The sequence below is a fragment of the Fructilactobacillus hinvesii genome (assembly GCF_024029435.1).
In the GTDB taxonomy this organism is placed as follows: domain Bacteria; phylum Bacillota; class Bacilli; order Lactobacillales; family Lactobacillaceae; genus Fructilactobacillus; species Fructilactobacillus hinvesii.
Genome location: NZ_CP097118.1, coordinates 1 through 18804 on the forward strand (window position 1 = coordinate 1; position 18804 = coordinate 18804).

Here is an 18804-nt window from a genome sequence, read left to right on the forward strand (position 1 = left end):
TCTCTTAGGCTAACAGAAGATGTCAAGACCTGGTAAGGTTCTTCGCGTAGCATCGAATTAAACCACATGCTCCACCGCTTGTGCGGGTCCCCGTCAATTCCTTTGAGTTTCAACCTTGCGGTCGTACTCCCCAGGCGGAATGCTTAATGCGTTAGCTTCGGCACTGGGAGGCGGAAACCTCTCAACACCTAGCATTCATCGTTTACGGCATGGACTACCAGGGTATCTAATCCTGTTTGCTACCCATGCTTTCGAGCCTCAGCGTCAGATGCAGACTAGACAGCCGCCTTCGCCACTGGTGTTCCTTCATATATCTACGCATTTCACCGCTACACATGAAGTTCCACTGTCCTCTCCTGCACTCAAGTTTCCCAGTTTCCGATGCACTTCTTCGGTTAAGCCGAAGGCTTTCACACCAGACTTAAAAAACCGCCTGCGCTCGCTTTACGCCCAATAAATCCGGACAACGTTTGCCACCTACGTATTACCGCGGCTGCTGGCACGTAGTTAGCCGTGACTTTCTGGTTAGATACCGTCACGCCGTGAGCAGTTCCTCTCACAGTCGTTCTTCTCTAACAACAGAGTTTTACGAGCCGAAACCCTTCTTCACTCACGCGGCGTTGCTCCATCAGACTTGCGTCCATTGTGGAAGATTCCCTACTGCTGCCTCCCGTAGGAGTATGGGCCGTGTCTCAGTCCCATTGTGGCAGATTACCCTCTCAGGTCTGCTACGTATCATCGCCTTGGTGAGCTATTATCTCACCAACTAGCTAATACGCCGCGGGTCCATCCAAAAGCACTAGCACCAAGGCCAGCTTTCAAACTAAAACCAGGCGGTTTTAGTTGTTATACGGTATTAGCATCTGTTTCCAGGTGTTATCCCCTACTTCTGGGCAGGTTACCCACGTGTTACTCACCAGTTCGCCACTCGGTCCGATCTAAAGTCAACTCAGTGCAAGCACGTCATATCATTTAGGAGACCTCGTTCGACTTGCATGTATTAGGCACGCCGCCAACGTTCGTCCTGAGCCAGGATCAAACTCTCATTTTAAATGAGAACTTTACTAGCTCTACTTTATTTGTTAATTAAGCGAATTGACTTCGCAAATGTTTAATTTTTAAACACTAGTTTAAAAATTCCTTACACTTTTTGTAATCAAAATCTTGTTCAGTTTTCAAAGAACTACTTCTGCACTGCTCTTCAGTGCATTTACTACAATATCGTGTTAGAAGAAAAATGTCAAGGATAAATTAATCAATTGTTAAGACGAATCAATTTCCTTCGTAACGCGCATTTATTACTATACTGCCAGCAGTAGTAAAGGTCAAGAATAAATTCAAAAAAATCCCCAGCAAAATTAAAATTTGCTGAGGATTTTTATTAGAGACACAGATTATGAACCTATTTTAAATTCATTTCACGAGCAACTTGCTCCACTAACTTTTGTTGGGCTTGTTGTTTCAATTGATTTTGAAATTCAACTTGCCACTTCTTCATCAGCCGTTGACGTTGCTGGTCTGATAACTGCGGATTTTTTTGCATTTCTGCTGTCATCTTTCCTTGAATGTACTGCTGTGCCTGTTGTTTTAACGCAGCTTGGGCAGCAGGATCTTGTTGTTGCTGTTTCATTCCAGCAGCAACCTGTTTCATCCGTTGTCCAAATTCTTTGGCCTGCTTAGGCGTCATAACTAGATAATCGTTAGCCACGTGGAACGTATTAGTCCGTTTGATGAAGGTTTCTTTCTGTGCTACCCCAAACATCATCCGGTAAAAACCGTTCTTATAAACCCACTCTTGTTTTTGGGTTACCAAACGATTTTTCGTGCCCTCGTGCTTAATGATATTTCTAGTTTTAATGGCGGGAGTGGTGGTTGGCTTCTTTTGGCTAGCAGTCTTTTTGTAAATAACAACTTGTTCTTTCCCCTGCTTACCAATTTTTTGGTACAACACCATGTTCATTTGTTTATTAATGGAGGTAAACGAATGGGGCGTCGTTACCGTTTCTTTTTTCATTCCGAAGTGATAGTGAAAATTTCCAACAATCGCTAAAATCGTTAAGATCACCAAGAATCCGGCCAAAATGCCCGTGGCATTGGATAATTTACGGTTGGGAATTAAGTTAAAACACAGGAAAAACGCAAGAACCGTTCCTACTAAAATTACAAAAATCATTCTCCGTCTCCCCCTTTCGCCTTTTCATTCTGGGTAACCCGACCTTTTTTCAGAGCAAATGCCAAACAAAAGGCAATTAAAGCAATCACAAAGGCAATTCCAAAGGTTGCGGTGTAACCCTTCAAGGTTGCCGCAATGGCCAGGTCACGGAAATGGATCGGATCGTTAACTTTCAAAACGTTGCTAGGCATGTTGTTACTAGTAACGTTCGATAGAATGGAAACCATCACAGCCGTCGCAATCGAACCACAAATTTGCCGAATCGTGTTGTTAACGGCCGTCCCGTGTCCCATCATTTTCACTGATAGCGAGTTCATTCCAGAAGTTGTTACTGGCATCATAACCATGGCAACCCCAAACATCCGCACCGCATATAACACAGTGATATAAATATTAGCCGTATCTTCCGTTAAAAACATAAATGGAAAGGTTCCAACCGTCAGCAGGAATAGTCCACAAATAGCGAGCCGACGTGCCCCAAACTTATCAAAGAGCATTCCCGTAATGGGACTCATAATCCCCATCATCAAGGCTCCCCCCAAGAGAGTTAAACCAGAATGAAAGGCAGACATTCCCTTCACAATTTGCAGATACAGCGGAAGTACCATTTCCACCCCAATCATTGCCATGAAGGCTACAGAAGCTAAGGTGGTAGAGAGACTAAATTCAAATGATTTTAATACGCGGAGATCTAAGAAAGGATGTTCAATCGTCAATTGCCGCCATACGAAGAAGCAAATGAAGACTGCTCCAATTGCCAATGACCACAAGACGGTCGAACTGCCCCAGCCGTCGTTTCCAACACTGGAAAATCCATACAACGCCGATCCAAATCCAATCGTGGATAAAATCAGAGAAAAGTAATCTAATTTGGATTTACGCGTTGGTAACACTGGCTTCACAAAAAACAAGCCCGCAATCAAAACAAAGGCTGCAATGGGGATAATCATTTCAAAAATTAACCTCCAGGAATAGTTATCAATGATCCATCCTGACAGAGTAGGTCCAATCGCCGGAGCTAGTCCGATTACGATCCCACCCAATCCCAAAGCAGCTCCCCGTTCGTTTGCCGGGAAAATCGAAAGTAGGATGGTCTGCATCAATGGCATAATCACTCCGGCACCCACGGCCTGAATCAAACGGGCCACGAATAACACACCAAAGGTTGGTGCAGACGCTGCCGTAATGGTTCCAATTTCAAAGATTAAGATGGCTCCTAGGTATAACCATTTCGTGTTAATTCGACTAGTTAACCAAGCACTCACTGGAATCAAGATTCCGTTGACCATCATGAATCCGGTCGTCAGCCACTGGACGGTGGAAGTATTGACGTCAAAAGCCTTCATCAGCGTGGGAAAAGCCGTCCCTAAAATCGTCTGATTCAGAACGGTCACAAACGCTCCGACCAGTAACACCAACACAAACAGCGTTCGATTATACGGTTTTCCGTTCGCATCAACGGTTTGTTTTTCGCTCATTAAAATCCCTCCATTAAAATAAAAGTCTACCAGTTACTATACGAGTCTCAATTTTGTTTGTCAAGGAATCTAACAAAGACTTATAGGAAAGAAAAAGACCACCACCAACTGGTGATGATCTTCATCATTTTCAGTAACAAGCCGCAAACCAATCATTAACTTTGGCTCCACGTTTCGGTTAAAATCTGTTTTACTGAGCGTTCGATTGCATGAACTTCCGAACTATCCATTTTCTCAATTCATCGAGTAGGATTAATGGAATTGGAATACAGATTAAGAAGAACCAATCATGTAAACTAAGGTCAGCCGTCCCAAAGAGATTGTGAACAAATGGAACATAAACTAAGAAGGCCAAGAGGCAAATTTCAAAGATAATCCCCCACAAGATTCGGTGGTTAGAGAAAATCCCGACCTTGAACAAGGAATTCCGTTCCGTCCGAATGTTCAAGACGTTAGCAACCTGACAGAAGACAATTGCAGCCAGAGTCATCGTGGTAGCAACCATGTACGTGTTACCGCTGGCAGCTAATGCGACGTGGGGCCAACCGTGTTGCCAGTTGACAAAGAAGTACGCAAAGGTCGAGATGATCATTGCGATTAAACCGTAGTACCCAAAACTCTTCCAAATAATCATCTTATTAAGGAGATGATCACTTTGCTTGCGTGGAGGTCGATTCATAATCCCTGGTTCACTTGGTTCAGCTCCCAATCCTAAAGCAGGTAACATATCCGTTCCTAAATCAACGGTTAAAATCTGCATTACCGTCAGCGGTAGTGGAATTGCTCCCCCTGATAATAAGAATAAAACCGATGGAAAGGCTTCCGGAACGTTACTAGTAAAGATGTAGAGCAAGAATTTCTGAATGTTACTGTAAACCGTCCGCCCTTCTTCAATCGCATTTACAATGGAAGCAAAGTTATCGTCCGTCAGAATCATATCAGCGGCATCCTTAGCAACGTCAGTTCCAGTAACTCCCATGGCAATTCCGATGTTAGCCTTCTTCAAGGCTGGTGCATCATTTACTCCGTCCCCAGTCGAGGCTACCACGTCCCCATTTTCTTGACACATGGTCACAATCCGATACTTATCTTCCGGGGCGACCCGAGCAAAGATAACTTCATCTTTGACCGCCGACTGCAATTCTGCATCGCTCAGCTGCTTCATTTCTGCTCCGGTAATCACCCGCGCCGCGTCAGAAACGATTCCGATTTTTACCGCAATACTCTTAGCGGTTAAAGTACTATCACCGGTAACCATGATAATCCGGATTCCGGCTGAATGACACTTTTGCACGGCTTCGTAAATTTCTTCGCGCGGTGGATCCTGCATCGCTGCTAAGCCCACGAAGGTTAAGTGCTGTTCTGTATTGGCCGGTGTCGCATTATCGAAGTTAGTTTCATTAGTCGTCTTGTAAGCAAATGCTAACGAACGCAATCCTTGAGCAGCGTAGTTCCGGTTAGCTTGATCAATCTGTGCTTGATATTCATCAGTCAGCGGTTGAACTTTCCCATCCACCAGAATGGTGTCACAAACCGTCATTAAGTTGGACAACGCTCCCTTAGTATAGACATAGGTCTTGCAGTCCTGATTCTTTTGAATGGTAGTCATCATCCGCCGGGTTGAATCAAACGGCAATTCCTTCAACCGCGGTGAAGTTTGCAAGCGATTGGCTAGGTTCAGACCGGCCTTAGCCGTTAAGATATTCAAACCAGCTTCAGTTGGAGTTCCTAAAATTTTAGGGGCATCCCCAGAATTCTTCGGTTCTTGAATCTTAGTGTCGTTATTCAATAGCGCAATGTCTAACAGTAGGCTCAGGTCCGGATAGTTCTTTAAATCAACGTCCTGACCCTTAAATTGAATTTTTCCGTTGTTGTAATATCCGGTTCCCGTCACCGTAAACTCTTGGTCTGGTAACCAGACGTGGTTAACCGTCATCTGGTTTTGGGTTAACGTTCCGGTTTTATCGGAACAGATCACGTTGGTTTCCCCTAACGTTTCTACACTGTTCAGACTTTTCAGCAAGGCATGCTTCTTGGCCATCACTTGCGTTCCATGGGCTAACGACAGGGTCACAGTTGGTAACAATCCTTCTGGAATAAAAGCCACAATCATCCCGAGGGCAAAGATGAAGGACTTTGCTACCGGATAGTGCACAAAGAAAATGGCCAGAATAAAAAAGACGGCCCCGATGGATAATGACAAAATCGATAATTGCCGCGTTAGATGATTTAATTCCTTGGTTAACGGCGAATCCTCTTCTTTTTGACCCTGGGTTAGACTGGCAATCTTACCAAATTCCGTATTCATTCCCGTTGCGATCACCATCACCATTGCGGTTCCACTAGTAGCAACCGTCCCGGCAAACACCACGTTTTGGATGGCAAACTGCCCATCGCCATGTTTGTAGGCTGAAAATTTATCCACCGGTACTGATTCTCCGGTCAAAGCCGACTCGTCCACCTGAAGGGAGGCATCATCAAGGACTCGAGCATCAGCCGGAATGGCATCTCCGGCCTGAAGTTCAACTACGTCACCAGGAACAATATCTTCAGCAACTAACTGCACCCGTTTGCCATCCCGAATCACGTTCACATAACTGGGGAGCATTTTACTTAGAGCATCGGTGGCCTTTTTAGCGGCCCGTTCTTCCCAATATGAGAATAACCCGTTAATCACGTTCACCGCCCAAATGGCAATCCCTAGTTCCGGCGTTCCAGCCAAAAATGCGATTAACCCAGAGACCCAGAGTAAACAAGCCATTAGGGAAATAAAGTTTTTTAAGAAATTCAGGAATTCATTTTCTTTTTTTCCCTTTTGAATCACGTTTTTCCCGACGGTTGTCAACGTTGATTGTGCGGTCGTAGTGGTCAGACCAGCTGTGGTCGATGAATTTAAATCATGCGCTAGTTCATCAACCGGTAGTTGGGCGTACTGATCATCAGTTAATTTATTGTTTGGCACGTCGCTCACCCCATTCATTAATTTTTCATTTTAGATTGTTAAACATATTATTAGACTACATCATTTTTCATTTTTTGATAAGGGGCCTTTGAAAATTACTCAATCAGTGGCTAGCAACGTCCTTAACCACTTCCTACTCCCTTAACGAAGGCAATTAAAAAAGTGCGGCTAATCACATTAGCCACACCTAATTAAAACTATTCACCTAATTTTTGCTTGCTGACAATGTTTAAGTTGGAATCAATGTCGTAAACGATCGGTTCTCCAGTTGCAATTTCCACGTCCATAATGTCTTCATCCGAAATGTTTTCGATGTATTTCGTTAAAGCTCGTAATGAATTTCCGTGGGCAGCAATAATCACGTTTTTGTTGTCCAATAATTGTGGTGCAATGTGATCTTGCCAGAATGGAATTACCCGTTCCAAAGTAGTCTTCAAGTTTTCTCCAGCTGGAATTGTCCGGGGATCTAAGTCAGCATAACGACGGTCCTTTGTAGCTGAACCTTCGTCATCAGCACTTAACAGCGGAGGTAACACGTCGTATGAACGACGCCAGATGTGCACTTGTTCGTCTCCGTATTTTTCTGCAGCTTTGGCCTTGTTCTTTCCCTGTAAGTCCCCGTAGTGACGTTCGTTTAAACGCCAGGTCTTCATTTCTGGAATCCACATTTGGTCGCTTTCTTCTAAGGCGTAGTGCAACGTCTTGATGGCCCGCTTTAAAACAGAAGTGTAAGCTTGATCAAACTCTAAACCAGCTTCGGAAATCAACTTTCCGGCGTTTTGAGCTTGCTTAACCCCCTCTTCACTTAGGTCCACATCTACCCAGCCGGTAAACTTGTTTGCTAAGTTCCATTCACTTTGTCCGTGTCGAATTAAACATAATTTAGCCATTATCATTAACCTCTTTCAAATTATTAAGTTTAAATAGTTGAATCGCATTTATCATACATCATTTTAGGTACTTTTTTAAGCTCTTTTTCACGGTCTTGTGATTTGGTTTGCGCAACCGGGGACCATTCACCTTTTGCACCCCGAACACATCCAAGAAGAAGGTAAACACTGGCACTGCAACAATCAATCCCCAAGTTCCCCAAAAGTGTTCGCCAAGCAGTAACACCACGAAGGTGTAAAAAATGGGGAGCTCCGTTTTGGCTGACATGAACTTTGGATTTAACACGTATGCTTCCAGCATGTGCACCACTGCAATGATAATCACGATGTAAATCACATACTTGATTCCCCCAACGGCATAGCCAGTAATTGAGAGGGGAATTAACGAGATGATCACTCCTGCCACTGGAACTAAACTTAATAGGAAGATCATTACCGCAAAAATCACTAGTTGAGGCATCCCCATAATTGCCAAACACGTCGTTGTAATCGCCGTATTACAAATGGCAATAAAGAACTGTGCTTCCATTACTACCCCAAAGGTCTGGACAAAGATGTTCCCAAAGTAAGCAACATCTTGAAACAACCACCCTAAGGTACTGGATAAAAATTTCTTTGAAAACTCCTTGGTTTGTTTCAATTCCAATGTAAAGAAGAAACTCAACAGCAAGGAAATAAATAAAGAAAAGCCCATGTTTCCAGCACTCGTTACGTAACTTAGAATCATCCCCATACTGTCCTTGAGCTGTTTGGGAACGTTCACCGTGTGCATTAAACTCACCACGGCGTTTCTAATCTGGGGATTCTTAATCATGTGCGGCCGTTGGTAAAACTGATAAACGACCTTCGAATACTCAATCCCCTGGTCAACAATCGTCGGCAGGTACAGCACCGCTACTACTGCAATAGCAGCAATCAGTATTAAAAATATGGTAATTACTAGGATGGGAATTGGAATCTTAACCCGTTTATGAATCCATAAAACGGTTTTCGTGACTAGAAACGTAAAAATAAACGTTAACAAAATGGTCGTAATCATGGCACGGCAGAAATAAATCAACGCAATTAATAACAGCAGGACTACCGCCCTTCGCAGTTGCACGTTTTTTAAAAAATTTTGCCAATGATTATCCATCTTAAGCTCTCTCCATTAATTTAGTTAAACCGGTTTGAATATTCGCCCGGATTTGAGTAAACATTGTACGGATCGTTATTTGCGTTGTAGTCATTGGGGTTGGTATCAGGAGAAGTAGCCTGTCCTGTTTGACTGCCAGAGTTGTCTCCAGCAGTTGCATTAGTGCTAGTGCTAGTGTTCTGGTCTTGCCCCGTAGCGGGATCCACAAACCGATTTGAGTATTCACTCGGATTGGAGTAAACGTTTAAACTGTTAGGGTCTGTCGGCTGATTGCCACTTGTACTGTTGGTAGCTTTCATCGCTGTTTGATTTTGTTTCTTAACGGCAGCAGCAGCAGAATTTGAACTTTGGGCATTGGCCTTAACAGCTTCTTGAGTGGAGCTAACTTGGTTAACCGCTTGAGTTACAGCTGGACTTTGTTGCACGTTCATGGCGGAAGCCTTCTTTTGATCCGTCGTCATCTTCTTCAAAGCCTTGTCGTTTGACTTCTTCAAGTCCTTAGCTTTTTGCTTAATGTCTGAGTAGTATTTTTGGTTAATTACGTGGGCAGTTAAAATCCCTTGCAACGTTTGGTTGGATGCATCGTACTTTTTATCATTGTGTTGCTTAACTGCTTCTTTGTAGATCTTCTTAAACAAGCCATCGTTTTTAATGACTTCATTCACAGTTTTGACCTTGCCATTAGCCCGTTTAACCATCACGTTAGAACCGTTTTTTTCGTCCTTAACGGCACAATAAGACTGCTTGGCGTTCGTAAATTGTTTGTCTTTCATTTGGTCATTTCCGTCAATAAAGTGTTGCGTTTGGTTTAACAACGCATTGGCTTCTTTTGACTTGGGCTTTTTATCAACTGCAGCTTGAAAGTCATCCTTCGCCTTGGAATAGTTGGCGTCATTTAACGCACTTTTTCCACTACTAATCTGACTTGCGTAGGCTTTGGTTCCATTTGAATGGCCGGCATACATCCAGCCACCAAAAACGGCCACAATCACAACAATGATGATGCCCCAAATCCATTTCTTCATTAAAAATACCTCCATAAATGTTCATTTGCATCCGTGGTCACATTATAACATAGATAAGAAATTGATTTTTACCTACCACATTGGTTCCGGAAAAAAGAAAAAAAGCATATAATTAAACTGAATTTTATCAGAAAAAGTGAGGTAGCACCTATGTTAGAAAAAGTATTTTACAACGAGTTTTTGAAACGAAGTTTTGCCGAACCATTAGAAGTTACCTTTTGGGATGGTAAAACCAAAAAATACGGGCATGGTACCCCTAAAGCTCACATCACCATTCACAAGCCCATCCCGATTCGGGAAGTGAAAAAGAACGCATCCATTGCGTTAGGTGAAGCCTATATGAACGGAACGATTGAGATTGATGGAAACCTGGAAGACCTCATTACCTCAGCCTACCAAGCTGCTGATAGTTTCTTTCGTGACAAACGCTTCATCAAATTTTTACCAAAAGCTTCTCACTCTGAATCAGAAAGTAAAAAAGACGTGCAGGATCACTACGACATCGGAAATGACTTTTACCGGCTCTGGCTGGATAAGACGATGACCTATTCTTGTGCGTACTTTGAAAAACCAACCGATTCACTGTACCAAGCACAAGAAAATAAAATTCATCACATCATTCAAAAACTTCACCCACAACCAGGCCGGACCCTTCTGGACATTGGTTGTGGCTGGGGAACCCTAATGTTAACGGCCGCTAAGAAATACAACCTGCGCGTGACCGGTGTGACTTTGAGTCAAGAACAATATGACTACGTTCAATCTCAGATTAAAAAGTACGGCCTAGAAAACCTTGCGGAAGTCCGACTGGAAGATTACCGGGAACTACCAAAGGACGAACAGTTTGACTACATTACTTCCGTGGGAATGTTTGAACACGTCGGAAAAGAAAACTTGGGTGAGTACTTTGAAACCGTTTCGACCCACCTGAAAGACAACGGAAGCGCCCTTATCCACGGAATCACCCGGCAACAAGGGGGCGCCGTTAACGGTTGGATTAACAAGTGGATCTTCCCCGGTGGTTACATCCCTGGTTTGACCGAAAACATCCAACACATCGTGGATAATCGTCTCCAAGTTTATGACCTGGAATCATTACGGCGCCACTACCAACGAACTTTGGAAGAATGGGATAAAAACTTCAACCGGGTTCGTTCGGAAGTCACAGAAATGTTTGATGAACAATTCGTCCGGATGTGGGATCTGTACCTGCAAGCCTGTGCGGCATCGTTCAAGTCCGGTAACATTGACGTCATGCAATACTTGATTACCAAGGGACCTTCTGGAGCATCTCTCCCAATGACCAGAGATTACATGGCTGAAAAGAATAACTAAACCCAAAAGAAAAGGAGCTGAATTCAGCTCCTTTTTTGTTTTAATTTTTATTTTATAGCAGAAAAGTTAGTCCAAATACCAGCGCCAACCCCACAATCACCGACAACGCCATGGAACGCGTCCAAAATGCAATGATAATCACAACCACACTCGCAATTAATTCTGGAATCGAGTTTGCAATTGAGAAGGTGTACGTTTTGGTAATAAACAGGTCCTTCACAACTAACGAGGTAAACAAACAAATGGGCACAAATTCCATCCATTCGTTAAACCACTTCGGAATTTTTCGCTTCCGAAAGAAGAATAAAGGAAAAAACCGCGGGATCAGTGCCACAAAGAAACATAGTATTATTAACAGAAAGTGCTGCATTCCGTTCCATTCCATCGTTTTCGTCCTTCCGCCTATTCTTTTGGAGTTCCCGCTGGGTTCTTAAACATCTTCAGCAAACGACTCCGCTTTTTCTGTTTCGTAAGGTAATTATCCGCCACAAACCCGATAAACGAGGCCGTTAACGTGGCAAATACCAATCCTAACGTCGACTTGGTCATTACCAAAAACAGAACCGCTAGGCAAGCAGCCAAAGTGGCAATGATAATTTTCAAGAAACTTTTAACCTGCATTACAATCATAAAGAGGAAGAGCGCCGTGAGTGCAAAATGAACTACGGTCAAATCAATCGTGATTGCAGTTCCAACTAAACTCCCCACTAAATTACTAACCGTCCAAAACAACAGCGACCAGTGTTCAATTTGCAGGGCATCACGTTGGGTAAAGTCCTTATCAGTTGAAAACTTCAGGTAATTCACGGCGTAGTTTTCATCGTTCATCGAACCCGCAAATAAAAGAAGAAACCACGTATTCTGACCCTTTAAATATTTTGATAAACTCGAACCGAGGAGGGCATACCGTAATTCCAAAAAGAATAACATTAAGACAATCGTCAACAATGGTGAATTAATCGTCAGCATGGACGCAATTAAAAATTGCGCTCCCCCCGAAAACACCAGCAACGACACTAAAATTGTATTAAAGGCATTGAAGCCCGCCGCATGTAACAAGATTCCACAGGCCACTCCAATTGGAATGTAGCTAATGTCTAATGGAAACGAAGTGCGAAAGTTTTTCCGCCAGTTTGGTTCGTTAGGATTTGGTACCACTTTAGTCAATTGAAATCCTCCCGGTAATGATTTCATGATCATCTGGATTTTGCACCGTACATTTAATTATATTGGATTTAGACCGAATAAAAAACCTTTTTCACGTTTTTTTTCAATAACGCTTTTCTTCAACCAAAAAAACTAGCTAAACATGCTTAGCTAGTTTGAGGTACCGGTTTCAGAGGAAGCGTAAACGTAAACGTCGTCCACTTACTATTTGATTCAGCTTGAATTGTGCCCCCCTGGTTATTAATGATTTCTCGGACAATCGCTAACCCGAGTCCACTGCCTCCGGTTTCCAAGTTGCGGGACAGTTCCTCGCGATAAAAGCGATCAAAAATCTTTCGAATTACTTTCTTCGGAATGGTCTTCCCATCGTTAGCAACTTGGAACGTAATCTGATTCGGCTGCTTCTGTTGGGCAGTAATCAAAATTTGGTGTCCGTCGTTTCCGTACTTCAACGCGTTCGTAATTAAATTATTAAATACCCGACCCAACATCTCTGCGTTAGTTTCCATAGTCACGTCCGTCGCTAACGGTTGTACCTGAATCTCCATCCCCTGCTTTTGAGCTTCTAACGCAAAGGAAGTCTCTAATTGAGCCAACAGCTGGTTCACGTCAATCTGGTCGATTTCCAACCGCTGTTCTCCCATGTTATTGGCTTTGGTGTACTCAAACAACCGATCCACCAATTTTTTCATCTGTTGGGACTTTTGGTAGGCAATGTGACAATATTGCAACAATTCGTCTTCTGTTTGATACTGATGAGCCTCAATTAATCCTAGGTACCCAATGATTGACGTCAGTGGGGTCCGTAAATCATGGCTCACGCTGGTGACCAGTTCATCCTTTGATTTTTCAATTTGTCGCTCATCTTCTAACGACTGAATCACGTTGTCAACCAGAGTGTTCACACTGTTAACCACTCGTTCGTTATCGCCAGTCAAGCGAAACGGAATCCGGTGATCAAAATGACCATCAGAAATATAATGTAACTCATCAATGATCCGCCCAATTTGAATCCGACGGTAAACCCGAACAATTCGCCACCACACGACCACGGCATCAAACAAGAGCATTAAAATCCAAAAAAGCCCCTCCCAACTTAAAAAGTGCTGATGCCATGGTCCAAAGGTAATCGACTGCTTAATGATAAAAATTCCATCCGTTACTCCCTGATTGGTGCGAATGAAATTAGTCAAGATGTTGCCAATCGCAATGTTAGCCAAGAGCAACAGGACGACCGTCATGATGGTTTCAAACCAGAGTTCATTTTTCTCCCGATTGGTGAGCTTGAAATCTTCGTTGGTTCTTGCTTTAACCTTCAACCTTGTATCCTACTCCCCACACCGTCTTAATCACATCTTTACCGTTTGTCGCCTCTTCAATTTTATCCCGCAGGTGACTCATATGAACCATCACAGTTTTCGCTGAGATCACACTTTCTTGTTTCCAAACTCGTTCAAAAATTTCATCAGCTGAAAACACCCGATTGGGGTGACTCGCCAACAGGTATAAAATCCCAAATTCGATTGCCGTCAGTTGAATGTGGGTCCCCTCGTCGGTCACCACTTCGTGCGAATCACGATTAATGGTTAGCATGTCCGCGTGAATTTCATCTGGTTCTGATTTGGTCAACGAATTCTTACTGCGTCGCAACAACGAGTGCACCCGCGCCATCACTTCTAGTGGATTAAACGGTTTGGTTACGTAGTCATCGGCCCCGGTAGTCAGTCCTTGAATCTTGTCTAGGTCTTCTGTCTTGGCAGATAACACAATGATGGGAATCTGGGAGTCCTTGCGGACCTGGTTAATCACGTCAATCCCACTCATCCCTGGCATCATGATGTCTAAAATCATCAAGCCAATGTCTGACTCCGTGTGTAATTTAGACAGCGCATCTTCTCCATTGTAAGTGGCCACTGGCTCATAGCCTTCGTTTTTAATGTAAATCTCTAATAATTGAGCAATTTCTTGATCGTCATCAACAACTAAAATTTTCATTATGAATGTCCTCTTCTGCTTCGTCTTTTTGTTTAGTTTATCAAATCCTAACTTAAATAAAAGAATTTTGGAGCGATATAAGAAAAACTTAGCAATTTAAAAACGGATTCCTAACGAAATCCGTTTTTAAGCCTGCTTAGCGGCGTCCCGCAAAAATCCCACTGGTAATTTTGAAGCGGGAACGCATGTAAAGAATCGCAACCACTCCAATCGCTCCAATCACAATGTTGATAATTGGATTGACCACGGGATTAATCATCCGTGGCAACAAGTTGGATCCGTAAAATACCAACATCCAAACTAAAAACATCACGGCCATGATTCCAGCCCGGACGAACCAGTTGTGTTGGTGTTGCACGTTGGGAGCAAAAAGTTGGGTGATAAACGGCATCCCTAAACCGGCGACTAGCGAAGATAGAATAATACAAGTAATTCCCGCTGCCCCAGATTGGTTAGCGGAGGCCGGCGCCATGAAAGCCATTACTCCGTACATAAAGTTAAATAAAATTAGGAACCACAAAAAATTATACGTGGCATCGGTTAAATACCGTTCCTTCGTCATTGGTCCTTCCGGTTCCTTTGGAGGATTCAAGGTAAGCTTAACCTTGTCCGTAACGGTCCCGTAAAGGTTTCTCGCGGTGGTCCCCCGCTTTTGCGCGGCCAAAATTTCTTGTACCATCGTTTTAATCACGTCGGCTTGCTTTTCGGCCGGATAGTTTGTTTCTGCTAACGTAGCACTAAACTTCACCAGGTACTCTTCGTTCCGCTTGGTCAGACCAAGGTTTGCAAATTCTGCATAGCGCTCCTTCTGGCTCGAACGACGGTGTTGATGCACGTGAGCGTTACGCTTTTCGTTTTCAGTTGCCATAGTTCCTCCTATACGTTAAACCGGAAGTTAACGATGTCTCCATCCTGCATCACGTAATCTTTTCCTTCAATTCGTAACTTACCGGCTTCCTTCACGGCCGCTTCACTTTCATAATGGTCTAAGTCAGTGAAAGACATCACTTCGGCCCGAATAAAGCCCCGTTCAAAGTCAGAGTGAATAATGCCCGCTGCTTGTGGTGCTTTGGTTCCCCGTAAAAAGGTCCAGGCCTTGGTTTCCTTGCCCCCAGCCGTAAAGAACGTTTCAAGGTTCAATAACTTATAAGCTGCCCGAATCAGCTTATCCAAGCCCGGTTCGGTTACCCCAGCCGCGGCTAAAAATTCGGCCTTATCATCATCGTCTAATTCAGCAATTTCTTCTTCGCTTTCAGCTGCAATCCCAATGGCTTGGGCTCCGTGTTCAGAAGCGTAATTTTCAACTGCTTGAAAATACGGATCTTGTTCTGGATGGGCCATTGAGTCATCACTAATGTTAGCCACATACAAAACGGGTTTGGAAGTTAACAGGAAGAGCCCCTTCACAATCTTCGTTTCTTCCTCATCAAATTCAATGTCTCGCACAGCTCCGTCATTTTCTAGCACCGGCTTAATCTTATTTAAAACATCCAATTCTGCCTGAGCCTCTTCGCTCCCTTTGGCAGCCCTGTTCACCTTACCAATCCGTTTGTTAACGGCTTCCAGATCGGCTAACGTTAGTTCTAAGTTGATCGTTTCAATGTCTGCCACAGGATCAACCTTATCAGAAACGTGGGTAATGTTTGGGTCATCAAACGCCCGCACCACGTGGACAATTGCATCCACCTGACGGATGTTTTCTAAGAACTTATTTCCCAGTCCTTCTCCCCGGCTAGCTCCCTTTACGATTCCCGCAATATCCGTAAATTCAAAGGTGGTTGGGACCACTTTTTTAGCCGGAATTAACGCTTGAATCCGATCTAAGCGCGAATCTGGAACTTCAACCATCCCCACGTTCGGATCGATGGTGGCAAAGGGATAGTTCGCCATTTCGGCCCCTGCCTTTGTAATCGCGTTAAACAGGGTTGACTTGCCCACGTTTGGTAATCCTACAATTCCCGCTGTTAATGCCATCTCCATTACCTCTTTCTAATCTTTTGCATGTTTTTCTAAGACTTTTTTCATTCGCTTTTCAAACTGCCGGCGGGGCATCATTACGATGTGACCGCAGCCTTGACATTCTAGTTTAATGTCTGCCCCCATCCGGATAATTTCCCAACGGTTAGCACCACATGGATGGGGTTTTTTCATTTCCACGACGTCGTGTAATTCGTACATTGAAATCCTCCTAGTCTAGGTGAACATCCAATAACGTTAAAATCCGGTTTAAATCATCGTTTGAAAGATAATCGATCTCGATTTTCCCCCGCCCTGACTTCGGCCGACTCTCACTAATGGCCACTCTGGTACCAAACTTATCCTGTAACTGGGCTTCACTGGCACGGAGATACAGTGACTTCCGGTTGCGCTGTTTAGTGCTCGCTTTGGTAGTATTAGTTTGATTCAGTTTTTCAATTTCTTTTTCCAATTGCCGGACCGTCAACGTTTGGGCAACGGCCTTGTTAGCTAACTGCACCAATGCCTGTTTGTTTTTCACGGCTAGTAACGTCCGGGCCTGTCCCATCGACAGTTGTCCCTTTTGCAACATTTCTTTGACCGGAACCGGTAAATTCAATAACCGCAGATAATTAGCAATGTAAGGTCGACTCTTGCCCAGTCGTTTAGAAACCTGCGCCTGGGTTAAATCCAAGTTGGTCATCAACATTTCGTAAGCCTTAGCTTCCTCTAGGGGATTCAAATCCTCTCGCTGCAGGTTTTCCATGACCGCAATTTCCATCATTTGAGCATCAGTAGCATCCCGAACGATGGCTGGAATGGTGGTTTTTTCGGCCGCTTTAGAAGCCCGAAACCGGCGTTCCCCGGCCAGAATTTCATAACTTTCCTGGTGTGGATTAGGTTGCCGAACAATGATTGGCTGAAAAACTCCAGAAACCCTGATCGAGTTGGTTAGGTCCTGGAGGGCTTTGGGGTCAAATTTCTTGCGGGGTTGGTACGGATTAGGTTTTAAGTTCGCTAATTCCAGTTGTTGAACCGCTTCATCATCTAAACTAACTTCATTACCTTCAAAGAGTGCATCCAGCCCCCGGCCGAGCCCCTTACTATTCTTACTTGTCATTGGCAGCCAATACCTCCTTGGTTAGTTCCAAATAAACTTGGGCCCCCTTGGAGCGGGGGTCATAATCAATGATGGGAAGCCCGTGACTCGGCGCTTCTGAGAGCCGCACGTTGCGAGGAATTACCGTTTGGTAAACCTTATCTTTAAAAAACTTCCGGACTTCGGCGTTAACCTGGGCTCCAAGGTTCGTCCGTGCGTCATACATCGTAAGCAAAACGCCCTCGATATAAAGGTTCGGATTAAAGTGTTTTTGGACTAGCTGAACCGTGTTTAAAAGCTGACTTAAACCTTCGAGGGCATAGTATTCACTTTGGACGGGAATCATGATGGAATCACTAGCGGTAAAGGCATTGATGGTAATCAGACCTAACGAGGGGGGGCAATCAATTAACACAAAATCGTATTGATCATCGACCGGTCCTAACGCACTTTTCAACCGCGTTTCCCGGGCCATTTGGGGAGTTAATTCAATTTCTGCCCCTGATAGTTGAATGGTGGCCGGAATAATGTCTAATCCTTCGTGTTGAGTCTGCATAATCACAGAGCCAAGTGGTTCTTCATTCACCAACACGTCGTAAATATCGTGCTGAATCGCCTGCTTACTAATTCCTACTCCACTGGTCGCGTTGCCCTGTGCATCGGAATCCACGATCAAAACTCGTTTGCCCGCGCTCGCCAAATCGGCGCCCAGGTTCACAGCGGTGGTCGTCTTTCCGACGCCCCCCTTTTGGTTTGCTAACGCAATAATGTGTGCCATCTGGTAACCTCCTGTTTATTTATTGAATCGGTTCCTTATTCGGTGTTCCCGCTTTGCGAGGATACTTAATCGGCGTTTGCTTCTCTTTTTTAATCACAATAATGTGGCGTTCTTCGTCGTGGGGTAACAACGTGAAAGCGTGATCTGCAGTTACCTGACCCCCAAGCACATGAAGCGCTTTGGTGGCTGCACTTAACTCAGACTTTGCTTTGGCCCCCTTAAGAGCAATCAAAGCCCCACCCACTTTCACCAACGGTAGACATAACTCACTCATCACACTCAGACGGGCGAGCGCACGGGCCGTGGCATAATCATAGCGTTCCCGTTCTTGAGACCGCCGACCACCAAACTCTTCCGCACGGGCGTGCACCAGTCGTACGTCCTTGAGCCCCAACTGATCAACCAGCTGTTGTAAAAAGACGATGCGCTTGTTTAAAGAATCCACGATGGTCACCCGTAGTTCGGGATTCAAGATTTTCAGTGGTAACGACGGAAATCCCGCTCCGGCCCCCACATCAACTAACGTCGCTGCTTTTCGAAACCCGGAAACGTAAAAAGCTGGCGTCAGCGAATCATAAAAATGCTTTAAATAGACATCCGCTTCGGCTGTAATCGTGGTTAAGTTAACTCGCTGGTTGTAATCAACTAATAGCCGAAAATAATCCTGAAATTGCTGCTTTTGTTGCTCACTCAGGTTAATACCCTGCTTGGCTAAGGCCGCATAAAACTCTTCTGGCGTCATTCATAACTCCTCACTACAGCCGGTTGAACCAAAATTGTTCAATCATTTCTTCATCTGCGTAACTATCAT

17 protein-coding genes and 1 rRNA gene are annotated in these 18804 nt (G+C 44.2%); 1 reads left to right on the top strand and 17 read right to left on the bottom strand.

The window, feature by feature from the left end; all coding sequences use genetic code 11:
• The 7 genes from M3M39_RS00005 to M3M39_RS00035 all read right to left on the bottom strand — a co-directional run bounded on the left by M3M39_RS00005 (position 1) and on the right by M3M39_RS00035 (position 9663).
• A 16S ribosomal RNA gene (locus M3M39_RS00005) occupies positions 1-1051 on the bottom strand.
• Between the two features lie 351 nt (positions 1052-1402).
• Positions 1403-2173, bottom strand: coding sequence for a DUF4811 domain-containing protein (locus tag M3M39_RS00010; RefSeq protein WP_252797202.1), 771 nt, complete (start codon positions 2171-2173; stop codon positions 1403-1405).
• On the bottom strand, positions 2170-3651 hold the full coding sequence (locus M3M39_RS00015) for an MDR family MFS transporter (RefSeq protein WP_252797203.1): 1482 nt from the start codon (positions 3649-3651) through the stop codon (positions 2170-2172). Before M3M39_RS00015 ends, M3M39_RS00010 begins: the two co-directional genes overlap by 4 nt.
• A 190-nt stretch (positions 3652-3841) precedes the next feature.
• A complete protein-coding gene (locus M3M39_RS00020; protein WP_252797204.1) occupies positions 3842-6613 on the bottom strand; it encodes a cation-translocating P-type ATPase in 2772 nt (923 codons plus the stop codon).
• Positions 6614-6810: 197 nt separating this feature from the next.
• The gene (locus M3M39_RS00025; RefSeq protein ID WP_252797205.1) at positions 6811-7503 is read right to left on the bottom strand and encodes a 2,3-diphosphoglycerate-dependent phosphoglycerate mutase; all 693 of its coding nucleotides are present in this window, start codon (positions 7501-7503) and stop codon (positions 6811-6813) included.
• 58 nt (positions 7504-7561) lie between these two features.
• Positions 7562-8638: an AI-2E family transporter gene (locus tag M3M39_RS00030; RefSeq protein ID WP_252797206.1), complete on the bottom strand. Its 1077-nt coding sequence runs from the start codon at positions 8636-8638 to the stop codon at positions 7562-7564.
• A gap of 20 nt (positions 8639-8658) precedes the next feature.
• Entirely contained in the window at positions 8659-9663 is a 1005-nt protein-coding gene (locus tag M3M39_RS00035; protein WP_252797207.1) for a hypothetical protein, read from the bottom strand.
• A gap of 150 nt (positions 9664-9813) precedes the next feature.
• Between M3M39_RS00035 and M3M39_RS00040 the strand changes: the two genes are divergently transcribed.
• Positions 9814-10998, top strand: coding sequence for an SAM-dependent methyltransferase (locus M3M39_RS00040; protein WP_252797208.1), 1185 nt, complete (start codon positions 9814-9816; stop codon positions 10996-10998).
• 52 nt (positions 10999-11050) lie between these two features.
• On the opposite strand, the gene M3M39_RS00045 is transcribed toward M3M39_RS00040, so the two are convergent.
• From M3M39_RS00045 to rsmG, 10 genes are all read right to left on the bottom strand, one after another.
• Entirely contained in the window at positions 11051-11383 is a 333-nt protein-coding gene (locus tag M3M39_RS00045) for an AzlD domain-containing protein (protein WP_252797209.1), read from the bottom strand.
• A gap of 17 nt (positions 11384-11400) precedes the next feature.
• The gene (locus M3M39_RS00050) at positions 11401-12165 is read right to left on the bottom strand and encodes an AzlC family ABC transporter permease (RefSeq protein WP_252797210.1); all 765 of its coding nucleotides are present in this window, start codon (positions 12163-12165) and stop codon (positions 11401-11403) included.
• A 146-nt stretch (positions 12166-12311) separates the two neighbouring features.
• Positions 12312-13406 (bottom strand): sensor histidine kinase, encoded by a 1095-nt coding sequence (locus tag M3M39_RS00055; RefSeq protein ID WP_420843003.1) that lies wholly within the window; start codon positions 13404-13406, stop codon positions 12312-12314.
• A gap of 67 nt (positions 13407-13473) precedes the next feature.
• Positions 13474-14160, bottom strand: a complete 687-nt coding sequence (locus M3M39_RS00060) for a response regulator transcription factor (RefSeq protein WP_252797212.1) — start codon at positions 14158-14160, stop codon at positions 13474-13476.
• Between the two features lie 136 nt (positions 14161-14296).
• On the bottom strand, positions 14297-15028 hold the full coding sequence (locus M3M39_RS00065) for a DUF1129 family protein (protein WP_252797213.1): 732 nt from the start codon (positions 15026-15028) through the stop codon (positions 14297-14299).
• An 8-nt stretch (positions 15029-15036) separates the two neighbouring features.
• On the bottom strand, positions 15037-16134 hold the full coding sequence (gene ychF, locus M3M39_RS00070; protein WP_252797214.1) for a redox-regulated ATPase YchF: 1098 nt from the start codon (positions 16132-16134) through the stop codon (positions 15037-15039).
• Between the two features lie 15 nt (positions 16135-16149).
• Positions 16150-16338 carry a DUF951 domain-containing protein gene (locus tag M3M39_RS00075; protein ID WP_252797215.1) on the bottom strand — a complete coding sequence of 63 codons (189 nt, stop codon included), beginning with the start codon at positions 16336-16338 and terminating at the stop codon, positions 16150-16152.
• A gap of 10 nt (positions 16339-16348) precedes the next feature.
• Positions 16349-17236 carry a ParB/RepB/Spo0J family partition protein gene (locus tag M3M39_RS00080; protein ID WP_252797216.1) on the bottom strand — a complete coding sequence of 296 codons (888 nt, stop codon included), beginning with the start codon at positions 17234-17236 and terminating at the stop codon, positions 16349-16351.
• Positions 17226-17993, bottom strand: a complete 768-nt coding sequence (locus tag M3M39_RS00085; protein ID WP_252797217.1) for a ParA family protein — start codon at positions 17991-17993, stop codon at positions 17226-17228. The genes M3M39_RS00080 and M3M39_RS00085 overlap by 11 nt, the downstream gene beginning before the upstream one ends.
• Before the next feature lie 19 nt (positions 17994-18012).
• The gene (rsmG, locus tag M3M39_RS00090) at positions 18013-18735 is read right to left on the bottom strand and encodes a 16S rRNA (guanine(527)-N(7))-methyltransferase RsmG (protein WP_252797218.1); all 723 of its coding nucleotides are present in this window, start codon (positions 18733-18735) and stop codon (positions 18013-18015) included.
• Positions 18736-18804 lie beyond the last annotated feature (69 nt).

What these genes read in the sequence shown, in the direction of transcription:
- M3M39_RS00010 (WP_252797202.1), bottom strand. Translation starts at nt 2,173, where the DNA reads ATGATTTTTGTAATTTTAGTAGGAACGGTTCTTGCGTTTTTCCTGTGT.
- M3M39_RS00015 (WP_252797203.1), bottom strand. Translation starts at nt 3,651, where the DNA reads ATGAGCGAAAAACAAACCGTTGATGCGAACGGAAAACCGTATAATCGA.
- M3M39_RS00025 (WP_252797205.1), bottom strand. Translation starts at nt 7,503, where the DNA reads ATGGCTAAATTATGTTTAATTCGACACGGACAAAGTGAATGGAACTTA.
- M3M39_RS00030 (WP_252797206.1), bottom strand. Translation starts at nt 8,638, where the DNA reads ATGGATAATCATTGGCAAAATTTTTTAAAAAACGTGCAACTGCGAAGG.
- M3M39_RS00035 (WP_252797207.1), bottom strand. Translation starts at nt 9,663, where the DNA reads ATGAAGAAATGGATTTGGGGCATCATCATTGTTGTGATTGTGGCCGTT.
- M3M39_RS00040 (WP_252797208.1), top strand. Translation starts at nt 9,814, where the DNA reads ATGTTAGAAAAAGTATTTTACAACGAGTTTTTGAAACGAAGTTTTGCC.
- M3M39_RS00045 (WP_252797209.1), bottom strand. Translation starts at nt 11,383, where the DNA reads ATGGAATGGAACGGAATGCAGCACTTTCTGTTAATAATACTATGTTTC.
- M3M39_RS00055 (WP_420843003.1), bottom strand. Translation starts at nt 13,406, where the DNA reads ATGACGGTCGTCCTGTTGCTCTTGGCTAACATTGCGATTGGCAACATC.
- M3M39_RS00060 (WP_252797212.1), bottom strand. Translation starts at nt 14,160, where the DNA reads ATGAAAATTTTAGTTGTTGATGACGATCAAGAAATTGCTCAATTATTA.
- M3M39_RS00065 (WP_252797213.1), bottom strand. Translation starts at nt 15,028, where the DNA reads ATGGCAACTGAAAACGAAAAGCGTAACGCTCACGTGCATCAACACCGT.
- ychF (WP_252797214.1), bottom strand. Translation starts at nt 16,134, where the DNA reads ATGGCATTAACAGCGGGAATTGTAGGATTACCAAACGTGGGCAAGTCA.
- M3M39_RS00075 (WP_252797215.1), bottom strand. Translation starts at nt 16,338, where the DNA reads ATGTACGAATTACACGACGTCGTGGAAATGAAAAAACCCCATCCATGT.
- M3M39_RS00080 (WP_252797216.1), bottom strand. Translation starts at nt 17,236, where the DNA reads ATGACAAGTAAGAATAGTAAGGGGCTCGGCCGGGGGCTGGATGCACTC.
- M3M39_RS00085 (WP_252797217.1), bottom strand. Translation starts at nt 17,993, where the DNA reads ATGGCACACATTATTGCGTTAGCAAACCAAAAGGGGGGCGTCGGAAAG.
- rsmG (WP_252797218.1), bottom strand. Translation starts at nt 18,735, where the DNA reads ATGACGCCAGAAGAGTTTTATGCGGCCTTAGCCAAGCAGGGTATTAAC.